13 protein-coding genes are annotated in these 16,079 nt (G+C 68.8%); 11 read left to right on the top strand and 2 right to left on the bottom strand.

Going from position 1 to position 16,079, the window contains the following annotated elements; translation table 11 throughout:
* Window positions 1-279 precede the first annotated feature (279 nt).
* From clpB to GYB83_RS02555, 3 genes are all read left to right on the top strand, one after another.
* Window positions 280-2,832 (top strand): ATP-dependent chaperone ClpB, encoded by a 2,553-nt coding sequence (gene clpB / locus GYB83_RS02565; protein ID WP_161894010.1) that lies wholly within the window; start codon window positions 280-282, stop codon window positions 2,830-2,832.
* A gap of 292 nt (window positions 2,833-3,124) precedes the next feature.
* Window positions 3,125-3,832: an ABC transporter ATP-binding protein gene (locus tag GYB83_RS02560; protein ID WP_161894009.1), complete on the top strand. Its 708-nt coding sequence runs from the start codon at window positions 3,125-3,127 to the stop codon at window positions 3,830-3,832.
* A complete protein-coding gene (locus tag GYB83_RS02555) occupies window positions 3,832-4,587 on the top strand; it encodes an ABC transporter permease (protein WP_161894008.1) in 756 nt (251 codons plus the stop codon). Before GYB83_RS02560 ends, GYB83_RS02555 begins: the two co-directional genes overlap by 1 nt.
* Window positions 4,588-4,654: 67 nt before the next feature.
* Here GYB83_RS02555 and GYB83_RS02550 read toward each other — a convergent pair whose 3' ends face one another.
* Both GYB83_RS02550 and GYB83_RS02545 read right to left on the bottom strand, forming a co-directional pair.
* Window positions 4,655-5,026 (bottom strand): hypothetical protein, encoded by a 372-nt coding sequence (locus tag GYB83_RS02550; RefSeq protein ID WP_161894007.1) that lies wholly within the window; start codon window positions 5,024-5,026, stop codon window positions 4,655-4,657.
* Window positions 5,027-5,155: 129 nt separating this feature from the next.
* Window positions 5,156-5,707 carry a hypothetical protein gene (locus GYB83_RS02545; protein WP_161894006.1) on the bottom strand — a complete coding sequence of 184 codons (552 nt, stop codon included), beginning with the start codon at window positions 5,705-5,707 and terminating at the stop codon, window positions 5,156-5,158.
* Window positions 5,708-6,025: 318 nt separating this feature from the next.
* Here GYB83_RS02545 and kdpF point away from each other — a divergent pair, with 318 nt between their 5' ends.
* The 8 genes from kdpF (at window position 6,026) to GYB83_RS02505 (ending at window position 16,069) form a co-directional block, all read left to right on the top strand.
* Window positions 6,026-6,124, top strand: coding sequence for a K(+)-transporting ATPase subunit F (kdpF, locus tag GYB83_RS02540; RefSeq protein WP_161894005.1), 99 nt, complete (start codon window positions 6,026-6,028; stop codon window positions 6,122-6,124).
* A gap of 4 nt (window positions 6,125-6,128) precedes the next feature.
* Entirely contained in the window at window positions 6,129-7,793 is a 1,665-nt protein-coding gene (kdpA, locus tag GYB83_RS02535) for a potassium-transporting ATPase subunit KdpA (RefSeq protein ID WP_161894004.1), read from the top strand.
* Window positions 7,790-9,901, top strand: coding sequence for a potassium-transporting ATPase subunit KdpB (gene kdpB / locus GYB83_RS02530; RefSeq protein ID WP_161894003.1), 2,112 nt, complete (start codon window positions 7,790-7,792; stop codon window positions 9,899-9,901). Before kdpA ends, kdpB begins: the two co-directional genes overlap by 4 nt.
* A gap of 4 nt (window positions 9,902-9,905) precedes the next feature.
* Window positions 9,906-10,535: a potassium-transporting ATPase subunit C gene (locus tag GYB83_RS02525; protein ID WP_161894002.1), complete on the top strand. Its 630-nt coding sequence runs from the start codon at window positions 9,906-9,908 to the stop codon at window positions 10,533-10,535.
* A 10-nt stretch (window positions 10,536-10,545) separates the two neighbouring features.
* On the top strand, window positions 10,546-13,035 hold the full coding sequence (locus GYB83_RS02520) for a DUF4118 domain-containing protein (protein ID WP_161894001.1): 2,490 nt from the start codon (window positions 10,546-10,548) through the stop codon (window positions 13,033-13,035).
* On the top strand, window positions 13,035-13,730 hold the full coding sequence (locus tag GYB83_RS02515) for a response regulator (protein ID WP_161894000.1): 696 nt from the start codon (window positions 13,035-13,037) through the stop codon (window positions 13,728-13,730). Before GYB83_RS02520 ends, GYB83_RS02515 begins: the two co-directional genes overlap by 1 nt.
* A gap of 90 nt (window positions 13,731-13,820) precedes the next feature.
* Window positions 13,821-14,201, top strand: a complete 381-nt coding sequence (locus GYB83_RS02510; RefSeq protein ID WP_161893999.1) for a PPOX class F420-dependent oxidoreductase — start codon at window positions 13,821-13,823, stop codon at window positions 14,199-14,201.
* A 74-nt stretch (window positions 14,202-14,275) separates the two neighbouring features.
* Entirely contained in the window at window positions 14,276-16,069 is a 1,794-nt protein-coding gene (locus tag GYB83_RS02505; RefSeq protein ID WP_161893998.1) for a hypothetical protein, read from the top strand.
* Window positions 16,070-16,079 lie beyond the last annotated feature (10 nt).

Below are 16,079 nucleotides of genomic sequence, written 5' to 3'. Positions count from 1 at the left end.
CGCGAAGATCCGTCTGATCATCCGGGCCGAGCGGCATATCGTCCTTGAACTCCGACGATCCGACCGATTTTTGGGTTGTTCGGACGAACCGCGGAACGGTACGCCGACGCCGCCGCGACGTCTGCGACAACCGGAGTGTTGCAGCTCACTCAAAGAAGAAAGATTGAGTGGAATGGACTCAAGTCTCAAGTAGTTGAACTCTACGAACGGCAAAACATGAGCCGTATAGACTTAAGTCCGGAAGAGCTCCGGAGGTCAGACCTACAGGAAGGCAACCAAGTGGACAGCTTCACTCCCACGACCAAGACGCAGGCTGCGCTGCAGGCTGCCGTCCAGGACGCGGCCGCGGCGGGCAACCCCGACGTCCGTCCGGCCCACATCCTCGCCGCGCTGCTCGAACAGCACGACGGCATCGCGTCGCCGCTGCTGAAGGCGGTCGGCGTCGACCCCGCGCACATCCGAAACGAAGCGAAAGCCCTCGTCGGACGAGCACCGACGGTGTCGAGCGCCAGCGCTCAGCCCACGCTGTCGCGTGAGTCGATCGCGGCGATCACCGCGGCACAGAATCTCGCGACCGAGATGGGCGACGACTACGTGTCCACCGAACATCTGGTGGTTGGTCTCGCGACCGGCGAGTCGGACGTCGCCAAGCTCCTGTCCGGAGCGGGTGCAACGCCCGAGGCGCTGCGCGAGGCCTTCGTCTCCGTCCGCGGAACCGGTCGCGTCACCAGCGAGGATCCCGAATCGACGTACCAGGCTCTCGAGAAGTACTCGACCGACCTCACCAAGCGTGCCCGCGAAGGCGAGCTCGACCCGGTGATCGGCCGCGACAGCGAGATCCGTCGCGTGGTCCAGGTCCTCTCGCGTCGCACCAAGAACAACCCGGTGCTCATCGGCGAGCCGGGCGTCGGCAAGACGGCCATCGTCGAAGGCCTCGCTCAGCGTGTCGTCGCGGGCGACGTCCCCGAATCCCTCCGCGGGAAGACGGTGATCTCGCTCGATCTCGGCTCGATGGTCGCGGGCGCCAAGTACCGCGGCGAGTTCGAGGAGCGGCTCAAGGCCGTGCTCGATGAGATCAAGGGCTCCGACGGCCAGATCATCACGTTCATCGACGAGCTGCACACCATCGTGGGTGCGGGCGCGACAGGCGATTCGGCGATGGACGCGGGCAACATGATCAAGCCGATGCTCGCCCGTGGCGAACTGCGGCTGGTCGGCGCGACCACCCTCGAGGAGTACCGCCAGTACATCGAGAAGGACGCCGCTCTCGAGCGTCGCTTCCAGCAGGTGTACGTCGGCGAGCCGTCCGTCGAGGACACGATCGGCATCCTCCGCGGCCTCAAGGATCGGTACGAGGTGCACCACGGCGTGCGCATCACCGACTCCGCGCTCGTCGCGGCGGCGACACTGTCGGACCGCTACATCACCTCGCGCTTCCTGCCGGACAAGGCGATCGACCTCGTCGACGAGGCCGCGTCGCGTCTGCGCATGGAGATCGACTCGCGTCCCGTCGAGATCGACGAGGTGGAGCGCGTGGTCCGTCGACTCGAAGTGGAGGAGGTCGCGCTCGCCAAGGAGACCGACGCCGCGTCCAAGGACCGGCTCGAGACCCTGCGCGGCGAACTCGCGGACAACCGCGAGAAGCTCAACGAGCTGCTCGCCCGTTGGCAGGGCGAGAAGACGGCGATCGACGCGGTCCGCGACGTCAAGGAGGAGCTCGAACGCCTCCGCGGCGAAGCCGACAGGGCCGAACGCGACGGCGATCTCGGGCGGGCGGCCGAACTCCGTTACGGCACCATCCCCGGCCTGGAGAAGGAACTGGAGGCGGCGATCGCCAAGACCGGCACCGACCCCGACCAGGACGTGATGCTGCAGGAGGAGGTCGGCCCGGACGACGTCGCCGAGGTCGTGTCGGCGTGGACCGGCGTGCCCGCGGGCAAGATGCTCGAAGGTGAGTCGGCCAAGCTGCTCCGCATGGAGGACGAACTCGGCCACCGTGTCATCGGCCAGAAGGCCGCTGTCGGTGCGGTGTCGGACGCCGTCCGACGTGCGCGTGCAGGCGTCGCCGACCCGAACCGTCCGCTGGGGTCATTCCTGTTCCTCGGCCCGACCGGTGTCGGCAAGACGGAGCTGGCGAAGGCGCTCGGCGAGTTCCTGTTCGACGACGAACGCGCCCTGATCCGCATCGACATGAGCGAATACGGTGAGAAGCACTCGGTCGCCCGACTCGTCGGAGCACCTCCCGGCTACGTCGGGTACGAGGCGGGCGGTCAGCTGACCGAAGCCGTGCGTCGTCGCCCGTACTCGGTGGTCCTGTTCGACGAGGTCGAGAAGGCTCATCCGGACGTCTTCGACGTGCTCCTGCAGGTCCTCGACGAGGGTCGTCTCACCGACGGCCAGGGTCGCACGGTCGACTTCCGCAACACCATCCTCATCCTGACGTCCAACCTGGGCGCGGGCGGAACCAAGGACCAGGTGATGGCGGCCGTCCGCGCGGCGTTCAAGCCGGAGTTCGTGAACAGGCTCGACGACGTCGTCGTCTTCGACGCGCTGAGCCCGGAGGAACTCGTGTCGATCGTCGACATCCAGCTGGCCCAGCTCGGCAAGCGCCTCGCGCAGCGTCGGCTGGATCTGGAAGTGACGCCGAAGGCCAAGGAATGGCTCGCCGAACGCGGCTTCGACCCGCTGTACGGCGCCCGGCCGCTGCGCAGGCTGGTGCAGCAGGCCATCGGCGACAAGCTCGCCAAGGCCCTGCTCGCGGGCGACATCCGCGACGGCGACGTGGTGCCGGTGAACGTCGACGCCGACGGCGAAACGCTCGTCATCGGCTGACCGGAGCCACTGAACCCCGCTTTTCGACAATCGGAGGGCGGGGTTCAGTGCGTCCGGCGGTTCACCCTCAGTAAGGCGTCCTGAGATCGGTCGATCCATCGAGTCTCAACGGCATAGTGCTGTTGGAGATCGATGGATCGACCGATCTTGGGGCATGTGCCCGGTCGCCGATCCCTCCGGTAGGGCTGCGTCGAGAAGGCGCTCGAAGATTCCACGTCGATCCGCGGTGCGGGCCGATCGGACTCGGCGTATCGTCTCACCTGAACTCAACAGTCGATGAATTGAGGCGACGGTGGATGCGATCAGATGTGAGAACGTGACCGTCCGGCGTGGACCGGTCACGGCCGTCCACGGGCTGAGCGTGACGATCCCGCAGGGTCGGATCACTGGGCTCCTCGGGCCGTCCGGGTGTGGCAAGACGACGCTCCTCCGCTCGATCGTGGGGACGCAGAAGAACGTCCGTGGCACGGTGACGGTCCTCGGTGAACCCGCCGGATCGCCGAGCCTGCGGCGCCGTGTCGGATACGTGACCCAGGCGGCGTCGATCTACACCGACCTCACCGTGGTGCAGAACGTCCGCTACTTCGCGACGCTGTTCGGCGCGGTGGACGGGGTCGACGAGGCCTTGCGCGCCGTCGACCTGACCGACCGTGCCGATCACCTCGCGGCCGACCTGTCGGGCGGGCAGCTCAGTCGGGTGTCGATCGCGTGCGCCCTGGTCACGGAGCCGTCGCTGCTGGTGCTCGACGAGCCGACGGTCGGGCTCGATCCCGTCCTCCGCGCCGACCTGTGGTCGCGCTTCGCCGACCTCGCCGCGTCGGGCGTGACGATCCTCGTCTCCAGTCACGTCATGGACGAGGCCGACCGCTGTGACGACCTCATCCTGATGCGCGACGGTGGGCTCGTCGCCCACCTGACTCCGCGTGACCTCCGAGAACGTACGGGATGCGACAACCTCGAAGACGCCTTCCTCGCCCTCATTCAAGGGCGGGCGGCCTGATGCACCCGCGAATGCTCGGCGCGACGGCGATCCGCGTCCTCCGCCAGTTGCGCGCCGACCCGCGGACCATCGCGCTGGTCCTCGTCGTGCCGATCCTGTTGATGACGTTGCTGTACTTCATGTACTCCGACCAGCCGTCGCCGCCGGGCGCGCCCGATCCGTTCCAGCGGGTCGGCGTCGTCATGCTCGGCATCCTGCCGTTCGTCACGATGTTCCTGATCACGTCGATCGCCATGCTCCGCGAACGCCGCTCCGGGACCCTCGAACGGCTCCTCACGACGCCGATCGGCAAGCTCGACCTGTTGGGCGGCTACGGCGTCGCGTTCTCGGTCGTCGCCGCGGTGCAGGCCGTCCTCGCATCGGCGGTCGCATTCGGGCTGCTCGGCCTCGAATCGGTCGGATCGATCGGCTGGGTGATTCTGATCGCCATGCTCGACGCGATGCTGGGTGTCGGTCTCGGGTTGCTGTGCAGCGCGTTCGCGCAAACCGAGTTCCAGGCGGTCCAGTTCCTGCCCGTCGTGGTGATCCCGCAGCTGTTCCTCTGCGGACTCTTCGTCCCGCGCGACCAGCTGCCGGGCTGGATGGAGGCGCTGTCGGACGTCATGCCGCTGACGTACGCTGTCCAAGCACTGCAAGAGGTGGCGGCCCACCCGTCGGTCACGGCGCTCATGGTTCGAGACATCGCGATCGTCGCGGCATGCATCGTCGTCGCTCTGGCCCTCGCCGCCGCGACGCTCCGCCGCCGGACCATCTGAGACGACGAAGTGGTGACCACGCGATCGTCACGATCACATGGTCACCACTTCAGTGCGGTCGGGTCGACTACTTCTTCCAGATGATCGGGTTGCTCCGATAGTCGGGCGAGTACGGGCCGCCGCCTTCGGTGAAGCCGGCGCCGAGCACCTCGTCGTCGCCGCGGACGACGGTGCACGACGTGTACGACTCGCCCTTCGTGATCCCGGCAGGTGGTTCCAGTCTGCCGTCGCAGTTCTTGAGGCCGGCGATCCTCGTCTTCGGCGTGATGGCCTTCTTGTTCTGATTCACGATGCTGAGGCCGCTGGCCTTGAAGTCCTTCGGCAGCGGCTGGTCGGAGGCGTTGGTCACCGTGTACTGCAGGTACAGCACCGAGCCGGAAGCCTCGACCTCGCCCATCGAGTTCACGTCGTCGACGTTGCCGTCGACGATTGCCGTCACGGTGAGACCGACCAGCTCGGAGTCCTTCGAGTACAGGTCGGCCGGGACGTTGGGTCATCCAGTCGAATGAGGGGCCCGAAACTGCAGATCCCCCGCCGGAATCCGACGGGGGACCGCGATGAACGCTGCCTACTTCGGGCAGAACTGGGTGGCGATGCCCATGACGAACTCGAGCGGTGCGCCGCGCAGGCCGAGGTCCCAGGCCACGCCCTTGACGATCAGCAGGCACTGGTTGGTCGGGGTCGACGTGCCGCCCTTGAGCTTGATGTCGATCAGGTTGGTGCCGCCGAACAGGTTCGACTCGCTCGCGGGCTTGGTCGGGTCGGCGTTCGGCTCGACGCACTTGCCGGTCACGGTGTACGTGTACGGGCCGAGGCCGCTGATGTTCGCGGCGGCCGTGTGCTGGTTCGCGTCGTTGAGAGTGATCTTCTTGGTGAACACCTTGGTGGCGGCGCCGTCGGGACGGCTCGCGGTGACGGTGCACTCGCTGGCCTTCTGACGGTTCACGACCAGCACGTCGATGCTGGTGTTCGTGTTGGTGACGACCACACCGCCGTTGCCTCCGGCGGGCTGGGTCGGCTGCGTCGGGTTGGCGGCGGCGGCCTCGCCGGGGACGACGCCGAAGACGGCGGTGGCGGCTGCCGCGGCCGAGACGGCGGCGAGCTTCAGTGAGAGTTTCATGGGTCCTCCAAATCGTGCAGACACGGACATATGCATCAACTAGACGCCTGATTCGGCTATCAGGCAAATCTAAGTTCTGAATCGGGCGCGTTTCCGCCGATCGGTGGACATGCGATCAGATCGCGTCAAGATCGTGATCGACGACGTATGGATCGCGTTAAGGCCTCTGGCGGACGCCCGGAACCGGGCCGAATGTGAACTCTGTGAACACATTCGAGGAGGTCTTGTCATGGCCGATGTGGTGATGCTGGCAATCGTGGCCGCGGCGACGGCGCTCTGTGCGCTCGCCGTCCACGGGCTCGACCGTCGGATGTCGCGATGACCGGGGCGGGGACCGTCGCGGTGATCCTGGTGATCGTCGCGGTGGCCGTCGTCGGCTACCTCATCGCGGCACTCCTGTATCCCGAGAGGTTCTGACCCGGTGAACTCCACTCTCGCCGGCGTGCTCACGCTGGTCTTCATCCTCCTCGTCCTGGCGGCCGTGTACGTGCCGCTCGGCGACTACATGGCGCGCGTCTACCGGTCGAACAGAGACCTGGCCGTCGAACGCCTCGTCTACCGTGTCGCGGGCGTCGACCCGCGGTCCGGTCAGACGTGGCGCGGGTACGCGCTCAGCGTCGTCGGATTCTCCGCGGCGTCACTCCTGGTCCTCTATGCGCTTCAGCGTCTGCAGGGCGTCCTGCCGTGGTCGGACGGAAAGCCGGGCATGTCGCCCGCGATGAGTTTCAACACGGCCGTCTCCTTCGTCGCCAACACCAACTGGCAGTCGTACACGCCGGAGTCGACGATCAGCAATCTCACGCAGATGCTGGGCCTGGCGGTACAGAACTTCCTGTCAGCGGCCGTCGGCATGGCGGTCGCCGTGGCCCTGATCCGCGGCATCGTCGCACGTAAGACGGGTCATCTCGGCAACTTCTGGGTCGATCTGGTCCGCGGAACCATCCGCATCCTGCTGCCGCTCGCGGCCGTCGTTGCAGTGATCCTCGTACTCCAGGGCGCGGTCCAGTCGTGGGCCACGGGCTTCGACTACACCTCGCTCGACGGCACCGCATCGCACGTCCCCGTCGGGCCGTTCGCGTCGCAGGAGGCGATCAAGCTCATCGGCACCAACGGCGGCGGGACGTACGGCGCCAACTCGGCGCACCCGTTCTCCAATCCGACGCCGCTGACGAACGTGGTGCAGATCCTCGCGATCTTGATCATCCCCGTCGCGCTGACCCGCACGTATGGAACGCTTGTCGGCGACCGCAAACAGGGCCTCACCCTCCTCGGCGTGATGGCGTCGATCTGGGGCGCGATGCTCGCGATCGTGTGGACGTTCGAATCGAGGACCGACGGCCTCGCGACCCGCGCCGCAGGCGCCGCGCTCGAGGGCAAGGAACTGCGGTTCGGGATTCCCGGCACGGCGCTGTTCGCGGTGTCGACGACGGGCACGTCGACGGGTGCGGTCAACGCCGCCCACGACAGCTTCTCGGCGGCAGGCGGCGGGGCCCTGATCTGGAACATGCTGCTCGGGGAGGTCGCGCCCGGCGGCGTCGGCTCCGGCCTGTACGGCCTGCTCGTCCTCGCGATCATCACGGTGTTCGTCGGAGGGCTGCTCGTCGGACGGTCCCCGGAGTTCCGCGGCAAGAAGATCGGTCAGCACGAGATCACCCTCGCCGCGCTGTACGTCCTGGTGATGCCCGCGCTGGTCCTTGCGGGCGTGTCGATCACCGTCCTGCTCGGTTCGACGACGGGCTTCCTCAGCAACGACGGCGCGCACGGTTTCAGCGAGATCGTCTACGCCTACGCGTCGGCGGCGAACAACAACGGCAGCGCGTTCGGCGGCCTCACCGTCACCAGCGACTGGTTCCAGATATCGCTCGGTCTGGCGATGCTGTTCGGCCGACTCCTGCCGATCATCCTCGTGCTGGCCCTCGCCGGTCGTCTCGCGGCTCAGTCGCCGAAGGAGGCGGACCCGGCGACGGCCCTGCCGACCCGCGGATTCCTGTACGGCGCACTACTTCTCGGGACCACCCTGCTCGTGGCCGGTCTCACCTTCTTCCCGGCGATGGCGCTGGGCCCGATCGCGGAGGCGCTCTCATGACGCTCCAGACAGAACCCCGACCCACCGCCGAGTCCGAACCGGAACTCGTCACGTCGGGCGCCTTCGACGCCAGACAACTCGTGTCGTCCCTGCCGCAGGCCGTCCGCAAGCTGAACCCGCGCGATCAGGCCCGCAACCCCGTCATGTTCGTCGTGTTCGTCGGGGCCGCCATCACCACCGGACTGTCGATCTGGCATCCGTCGGTGTTCGCATGGGTCGTCGTCGCGTGGCTGTGGTTCACGGTGCTGTTCGCCGGACTCGCCGAGGCCGTCGCCGAGGGACGCGGCCGCGCACAGGCCGACAGTCTCCGAAAGGTCAAGCGCGACACCGTCGCCCGTGTCCTGAACGACGACGGTTCGATCACGCAGATGCCGGGATCGGAACTGTCGGTCGGCATGCGGATAGTCGTCGAGGCGGGCGAGGTGATCGCGGGCGACGGCGACGTGGTCGAGGGGATCGCGACAGTCGACGAGTCGGCGATCACCGGCGAATCGGCTCCCGTCGTCCGCGAGTCGGGCGGTGACCGCAGTGCCGTCACCGGAGGCACAGTCGTCCTGTCGGACCGGATCGTCGTCGCCATCACCACCGAGCCCGGCGAGACGTTCGTCGACCGCATGATCGCCCTCGTCGAGGGGGCGGCGCGCAAGAAGACGCCGAACGAGATCGCGCTGGACATCCTGCTGACCGCGTTGACGATCATCTTCCTGCTGGCCGTCGTCGCCGTCGGTCCGATGCAGCAGTTCGCGGGCGAGGCCGCCGACCCGGTGAAGCTGATCGCCCTGCTGGTGTGCCTCATTCCGACGACGATCGGCGCCCTCGTCTCGTCGATCGGCATCGCGGGCATGGACCGTCTCGTGCAGCGCAACGTGCTCGCCATGTCGGGCCGCGCCGTGGAGGCCGCGGGCGACATCGACACCCTGCTCATGGACAAGACCGGCACCATCACGTTCGGCAACCGCCGGGCGACGGCGTTCCACCCCGCCGACGGTGTGACCGAAGCCGAACTGGCCGACATCGCGCACCTGTGCAGCCTCGCCGACGAGACCCCCGAGGGTCGCAGCATCGTCGAACTGGCCGCCGATCGCTTCTCGACTGCGCTCGAAGACCAAGGTTTCTCGACTGCGCTCGAAGGCCAAGGTCTCTCGACTGCGCTCGACGACCGGGGTCGGAGTCGGGACGACTATGTCGCCATCCCGTTCACCGCGCAGACCCGCATGAGCGGCGTCGACGTGGACGGCGTCGAGTACCGCAAGGGCGCCGCCGACTCGGTCCGCGCCTGGGTCGGGACGTCCCGGCCGGAGGTCGACGCGATCGTCGACGAGATCGCGGGCCGCGGCGGGACCCCGCTCGTCGTGGCGCAGACCGGGAAGATCCTCGGCGTCATCGAACTGTCGGACGTGGTGAAGCCGGGCATGGCCGCACGGTTCGCGCAGTTGCGGGCGATGGGCATCCGCACGGTGATGGTGACCGGCGACAACCCGCTCACCGCCGCCGCCATCGCCCACCAGGCGGGCGTGGACGATTTCGTCGCACAGGCGACGCCCGAGGACAAGCTGACCCTGATCCGGAAGGAGCAGGCGGCGGGACGCCTCGTCGCGATGACCGGCGACGGCACCAACGACGCGCCCGCCCTCGCGCAGGCCGACGTCGGTCTGGCGATGAACACGGGGACGTCGGCCGCCAAGGAGGCGGGCAACATGGTCGACCTCGACTCCGACCCGACCAAGCTCATCGAGGTCGTCGGCATCGGCAAGCAGCTGCTCATCACACGCGGCGCGCTGACGACGTTCTCCCTCGCCAACGATCTGGCGAAGTACTTCGCGATCCTGCCTGCCCTGTTCTCGACGGTGTATCCGCAACTCGACGCGCTGAACGTCATGCGCCTGCACTCGGCGCAGTCGGCGATCGTGTCGGCTGTCGTGTTCAACGCGCTGATCATCGTCGCGCTCATCCCGCTGTCGTTGCGGGGCGTCACCTACCGCGCGGTCGCGCCCGCCCGACTGCTGCGCCGCAATCTGCTGATCTACGGCGTCGGCGGCGTGATCACGCCGTTCATCGGCATCTGGCTCATCGACCTGCTGGTCCGCCTCCTACCTGGAATGGGATGACCTCATGAAGAACCTTCTCACCGGTCTCGCCCGACAGTTCGTCGTCGGACTGATCGCCCTGACCGCCCTCACCGTGGTGGTCGGCGTGGCCTACCCGGCCGCGGTGTGGGCGGTCTCGCGCATCAACTCCGACGGCGCGGAGGGGTCGAAGATCACCGACGCCGACGGCTGCGTCGTCGGATCGGAACTGCTCGGCGTCGACCAGCACGCGAAGCCCGGCCAGCCGGACAAATACCTGCACGCACGGTTCGCGGGCGGCGTCGACGATCCGACGGGCGCGGGCGACCCGTCGTCGTCGGGTGCGAGCAATCTGGGACCGAACAGCGCCGACCTCGTGAAGATCGTCGACGCGCGGCGAGCCGCGGTAGCGAAGCGGGAAGGCGTCCGACCCGACCAGGTGCCCGCCGACGCCGTCACCCGCTCGGGGTCGAGCCTGGATCCCGGCATCTCGACCGCCTACGCCGATCTGCAGGCGCCGCGCATCGCCCGGAACACGGGGCTGCCGCTCGCGGAGGTCCGCCGGATCATCACCGACAACACCGACGGCCGCCAGTTGGGCTTCCTCGGCGAGCCGACGGTGAACGTCGCACGCGTCAACGCAGCGCTGGGGCTCACCGGGCCGAGCTGCCGATAGTGTCGAGGCCATGACAGCGCAGACGCGAGGCCAGCTCGAGGTGTTCCTCGGATGCGCCCCCGGCGTCGGCAAGACGTACGAGATGCTGGCGACCGCCCGCGGCCTGCGCGACGACGGCGTCGACGTGGTGGTCGGCGTCGTCGAGACGCACGGGCGGGTCGCGACAGCGGCGATGGTCGACGGACTGGAGGTGATCCCGCGTCGCCGCGTCGACTACCGCGGGACCGCCCTCGACGAGATGGACCTCGACGCGGTCCTGGCACGCAGGCCCGATGTGGTGCTCGTCGACGAACTGGCGCACACCAACGCGCCCGGCCTCGCGAACACGAAGCGGTGGGAGGACATCGACGCGATCCTCGACGCCGGGATCGACGTCCTCTCGACGGTCAACATCCAGCATCTGGAGAGCCTGAACGACGTCGTCGCGCAGATCACCGGCGTCACGCAACAGGAGACCGTGCCCGACGCGGTGGTTCGCGCCGCGGACCAGATCGAACTCGTCGACATCGAGCCGAGGGCCCTGCGGCAGCGGCTGACGGCGGGCAAGGTGTACGACGCGTCCCGCATCGACGACGCGCTGGGGAACTTCTTCCGGCAGGGCAACCTGACGGCGCTGCGCGAGCTGGCGCTGCTGTGGCTCGCCGACCGGGTGGACGAGAAGCTCGCCGTGTACCGGTCGGCGAACGCCATCACCGACACGTGGGAGGCCCGTGAACGTGTTGTCGTCGCGGTGACCGGGGGACCGGAGAGCGGCACGCTGATCCGCCGCGCGAGTCGGATCGCATCCCGGTCGAGCGCCGAACTGATCGTCGCGCACGTCGTCCGGGGCGATGGGCTCGCCGACAGTCGAGCCGTCGACCTCGCCGCGCTGCGCGCGCTGGCGAAGGACCTCGGGGCGCGCGTGCACACCGTCGTCGGCGACGACGTCGCGATCACCCTGCTCGACTTCGCGCGCGCGGCCAACGCCACTCAACTGGTGCTCGGCACGTCCCGCCGGTCGCGGTGGAGCCGCATCTTCGACGAGGGCGTCGGATCGCGCGTGGTCCGCGACAGCGGCCGCATCGACGTGCACATGGTGACGCACGAGCAGGCCCAGCAGCGCAATCCCTTCGACATCCGGCAGACCCGCTTCCACCGGCCGCTGAGCTGGGTTTTTGCACTGGTCGTGCCGTTGATAGTGACGGGCGTCGTCGCGCTGATGGACGACTGGCTCGGCTTCTCCAGCGAGTCGTCGTTGTTCTTCGTCGGCGTCCTCGCCGTCGCGATGCTCGGCGGTGTGGGGCCCGCGTCCCTGTCGGCGGTGGCCTCGGGGCTGCTGCTGAACTTCTTCTTCGCCGACCCGCGCCTGACGTTCACGATCGCCGAACCCGACAACGTGATCACCCTCGCCGTGATGCTGATGATCGCGATCGCCGTCGCCGCGCTCGTCGACTCGGCGACGGTCCGACGCGTCCAGGCGCAGCGCGCGAGCCGCGACGCCGAACTCCTCGCGCTGTTCTCCGGCGCCGTGCTCGACGGCGCGGGCGTCGCCGACCTGCTGGAGCGGGTCCGCGGGACGTATCAGCAGACGTCGGTGTGGATCGACGACGACGCGGGGGTCGTCGCGTCGGTCGGGCCGGACCCGACGGGTGAACCGGACACCGTGTGCCCGGCGAACGACGGCGCGTACCGCCTCAATCTGGCCGGACCCGCCATCGACGCCCGCGACCGCCAGGTGTTGACGGCGGTCGCGAACCAGGTGGCGTCGGCAGCCGAACGTGACAGGCTGGCGGCCGAGGCCGCGCTCGCCGACGAGGTGGCCCGCACCGACGAGTTGCGGCGGGCGCTGCTGTCGGCCGTCAGCCACGACCTCCGGACGCCGCTGGCCGCCGCGAAGGCCGCGGCGTCGAGCCTGCGGAGCGAGGACGTCACCTTCAGCGCCGAAGACACCGCCGAACTCCTCGCGACCGTCGAGGAGTCGGTCGACCAGCTGTCGGCGCTGGTCGGGAACCTGCTCGACTCGTCGCGCCTGGCGGCAGGCGTCGTCCGGCCGCAACTGCGGCCGACGTTCCTGGCCGAGGTGATCCACCGCGCGACGGCGGCCGTGTCCCTGCGCGATCCGGCCGCCGTCGACATTCCGGTCACCATCGACCAGGCGTGGGCCCTCACCGACGCCGGCCTGCTCGAGCGGGCTCTGGCGAATCTCGTCGACAACGCGTTGCGGCACGGGTCGAAGGAGGTGCAGATCCGTTCGGAGGTCGCCGTCGCACCCGACGGCGGCCCGCGATGCCGGATCAGCGTGATCGACCACGGCGTCGGCATCCCCACCGACGAGGTGCAGCGGGTGTTCGTGCCGTTCCACCAGTACGGCGACCAGAACCGCACCACGTCCGGGGTCGGCCTCGGACTGTCGGTGGCAAGCGGATTCGTCACCGCGGTCGGCGGCACGCTGTCCGCGACGCAGACACCGGGCGGCGGTGCGACGATGGTCGTTGAGCTGCCCGTCGGAGAGGAGGCCTGATGACCGGCGCGAACGGACACGTCCTCGTGGTCGACGATGAGCCGCAATTGCTGCGTGCACTCCGGATCAACCTGCGCGCCAGGGGATTCGAGGTGACGACGGCCGCGGACGGGGCCGGTGCGCTCGAAACGGCCGCGAAGGTGTCGCCGGATGTGATCGTCCTCGATCTCGGACTGCCCGACATGGACGGGTTCACCGTGCTGCACGGCCTGCGCGGCTGGAGCACGGTCCCGGTGATCGTCCTGTCGGCGCGGACCGACGCCGCAGACAAGGTGACCGCTTTGGACGCCGGAGCCGACGACTATGTGACAAAACCGTTCGGGATGGAGGAACTCCTCGCCCGGCTGCGGGCCGCGATCCGTCGCGGTGCGACGGCGGCCCCCGCGCCTGCCGCGCCGATAGTCGAAGCGGGGGCCATCCAGGTCGACCTCGCGGGCACGCGCGTGCTCCGCGACGGCGAGCAGGTCCGCCTCACCCCGACGGAGTGGGGGATCCTGGAACTTCTGGTCCGGGCGGACGGGAACCTCGTCAGCCAACGCGAGATCCTGGGGGCGGTGTGGGGTCCGACCTATGTGAACCAGACCAACTACCTGCGCGTCTACCTCGCGGGTCTCCGCCGTAAACTCGAGGACGACCCCTCGAATCCCCGCCACCTCATCACCGAAGCCGGCATGGGCTACCGCTTCCTCCGCTGATCATATTTGGTGCTCAAAAGGCGGATATACGCCTTTTGAGCACCAAATCTGTTGCGAGCCCGAGCCTCGGGGCACGCGTAGTCTGCACACATGAGTGCAACCGTGGGCGAGATCGCTGAATCGACGTACGTCATGCTGACGACGTACCGGAAGAACGGGACGGCCGTCCCGACGCCGTTGTGGGCGGCGCGCGACGGCGACGACCTCGTCATGTGGACCGTCGGCGACTCGTGGAAGGTCAAGCGTCTGCGGCGCGACAACAGGGTGCTCGTGCAGACCTGCGACGCGCGAGGCAAGAAGACGTCCGGCCCCGAGGTCGCGGGCGTCGGCGAGGTGATCGACGACTCGTCGCGGGCCGCCGATCTGATCGTCGCGAAGTACGGAATCCTGGGTCGACTCACGGTGTGGGGATCGAAGATCAGGCGCGGTTCGGGCGCGACGGTGGAGATCCGAGTCCGCGACGTCGTCTGACCCGCGACACGACGACTGTCGTCCGAACGTCCGAATAACGTGATCTACGCGGCTCGGCGGTGTTTGCTCGTCCCATGAGGGTGGACGATCGGGATCGGTCAACGGTCCGCGAGGTGCGCCGGTTCCGTGCCGTGTGGACCGGTGTCATGGTCGGATCGATGCTGGTCATCGTGGTCGCAGCGAGTGCGGCGGCGATCATGGCGTCGCCGACCTGGCACCACGCGCCGGGACCGTCTCCCGGCTCCGACCTGCGGTGGCCGCTGCTGGGCGCGGTGGTGGCGGCCGTGGTGCCGATGGCGGTGCACATCGTCGCGCGGACGCGTCGCACACGGTGGGTGGATCTGCTCGACATCGTCGCGTCGTCGGCCGGTGTCGTCGCCTCGGTGGCGATCCTGTTCGCGTCTCGCACCGCACGGATGTCGGCGGCCGACCGGCAGTCGTTGCCGGACGTCGTCAACATCGGCCGCGTGGTCGCGCTCGTCTGCGTGTTGGGCGTGGTGTTCGGCGCGGTCAACCTGCTGGCGCGGCGGGCACGTCTGGAGCGCCGCAGCCGGCATCGCCTGCGCCGCCGTTTCGGTTTCGGGGTGCTGGTCTCGGTGACGACTCTCGGCGTGATCGCGACGGCCGTCGCCTGGCCGCTCGGCGAGTCGCCGACGGTGTCGCAGGCGTCGCAGCGCGGCGCGGGATGGGTGTCGGAGGGCTATCGCGGCGACCAGATCCGCATCGACTGGCACCACGCGGTCCGCGGCGACGCGTGGGGTCGGTTGACGCCCGCGCCGATCGCGGGCGGGTTCGCGCTCGCCGGCGACACGTCGGTGACGGGTTTCGTCGGCGGGGCCGAGAACTGGACGGTGCAGTTCGCGCGGCCCGTGCTCGGCGTGTGGGGATCGACGGTGTCCGAGACGAACACGTCGTCGCCGGTGATCGTCCAGGTCCGGGACCTGCCGACAGCGACCGTCCTGACCTACCGTGTCGACGGCGACTCCGGGCGGATCGACTGGACCACCGATGCGCTCGCCCCGATCGAGTTCGGACGATTCGACCAGTCGGGAGGATCCGTGTTGACCTGGGGCGACGACGGATCGTCCGCCGTCGTGGAACTGGCGCTCTCGGACGGCTCGGTCACCACCCGCGTCCGCATCGGCCCGCAGGCCCCCGGATGCGCGCGGCCCGCCCGGTTCGATTTCGTCGACGGCGCGATCGCCGTCCCCGTTGTGTGCGCGGGCGCCGCGGACCGCATCGACTCGTACGACTACGCCAGCGGGACTGAGTTCCGCAGCTACACCGGGGCCGACTTCGGCGTCGCAGGCGCCGATGTCCGGGTGACGGCGTCGGTCGGCAGCGTCGCCGCGATCGACGTCCGCGGCGACACCGACCGCAAGAACGTGTTCCTCACGGCATCGGACGTGGTGGCGCCCGACCTGCCCGACGGGTGGACGGTGACCGGGTTGGCCCGAACGGGTGACGACTGGGCGATCACCGGTGTCGACCCGAACGGCCGGGCAGCCGTCGTCTACGCGAACCCGGCGCGGCACACGCAGTCGATCGTGCCGACGGGCGCCGACGGCGACCGGGACGGTGACGACTGGGCGCCCATCGGCGGGTCGCTGCTCACCACGTCGTCGTACACGATTCCGGCGGTCGTCGACGATTCGACGTCATTTCCGCAGGTGGCTCCGCTGACCTTCGTCGGAGCCCCGGTTCCGGGCAGCGGCACCCTGCAGCCGCTGCCCGCGGTCACGGTCAAGGCGTCGCCGTGCCGCCTGACCCGCACCGGCCGCGGTCGCGTGTTCGGAGTCGGCGCGGGAGTCCTCCTGCGCTGCGACGGCCCGACCCCCGCCTCCCGCGAGCTCTTCCTCCTCCGCTGACCGCGGTGAC

Source organism: Gordonia spumicola, assembly GCF_009932475.1.
Lineage (GTDB): Bacteria > Actinomycetota > Actinomycetes > Mycobacteriales > Mycobacteriaceae > Gordonia > Gordonia spumicola.
The sequence above is the reverse complement of the archived record's forward strand: the minus strand, read 5'-3'. Positions and strand labels throughout refer to the sequence as shown.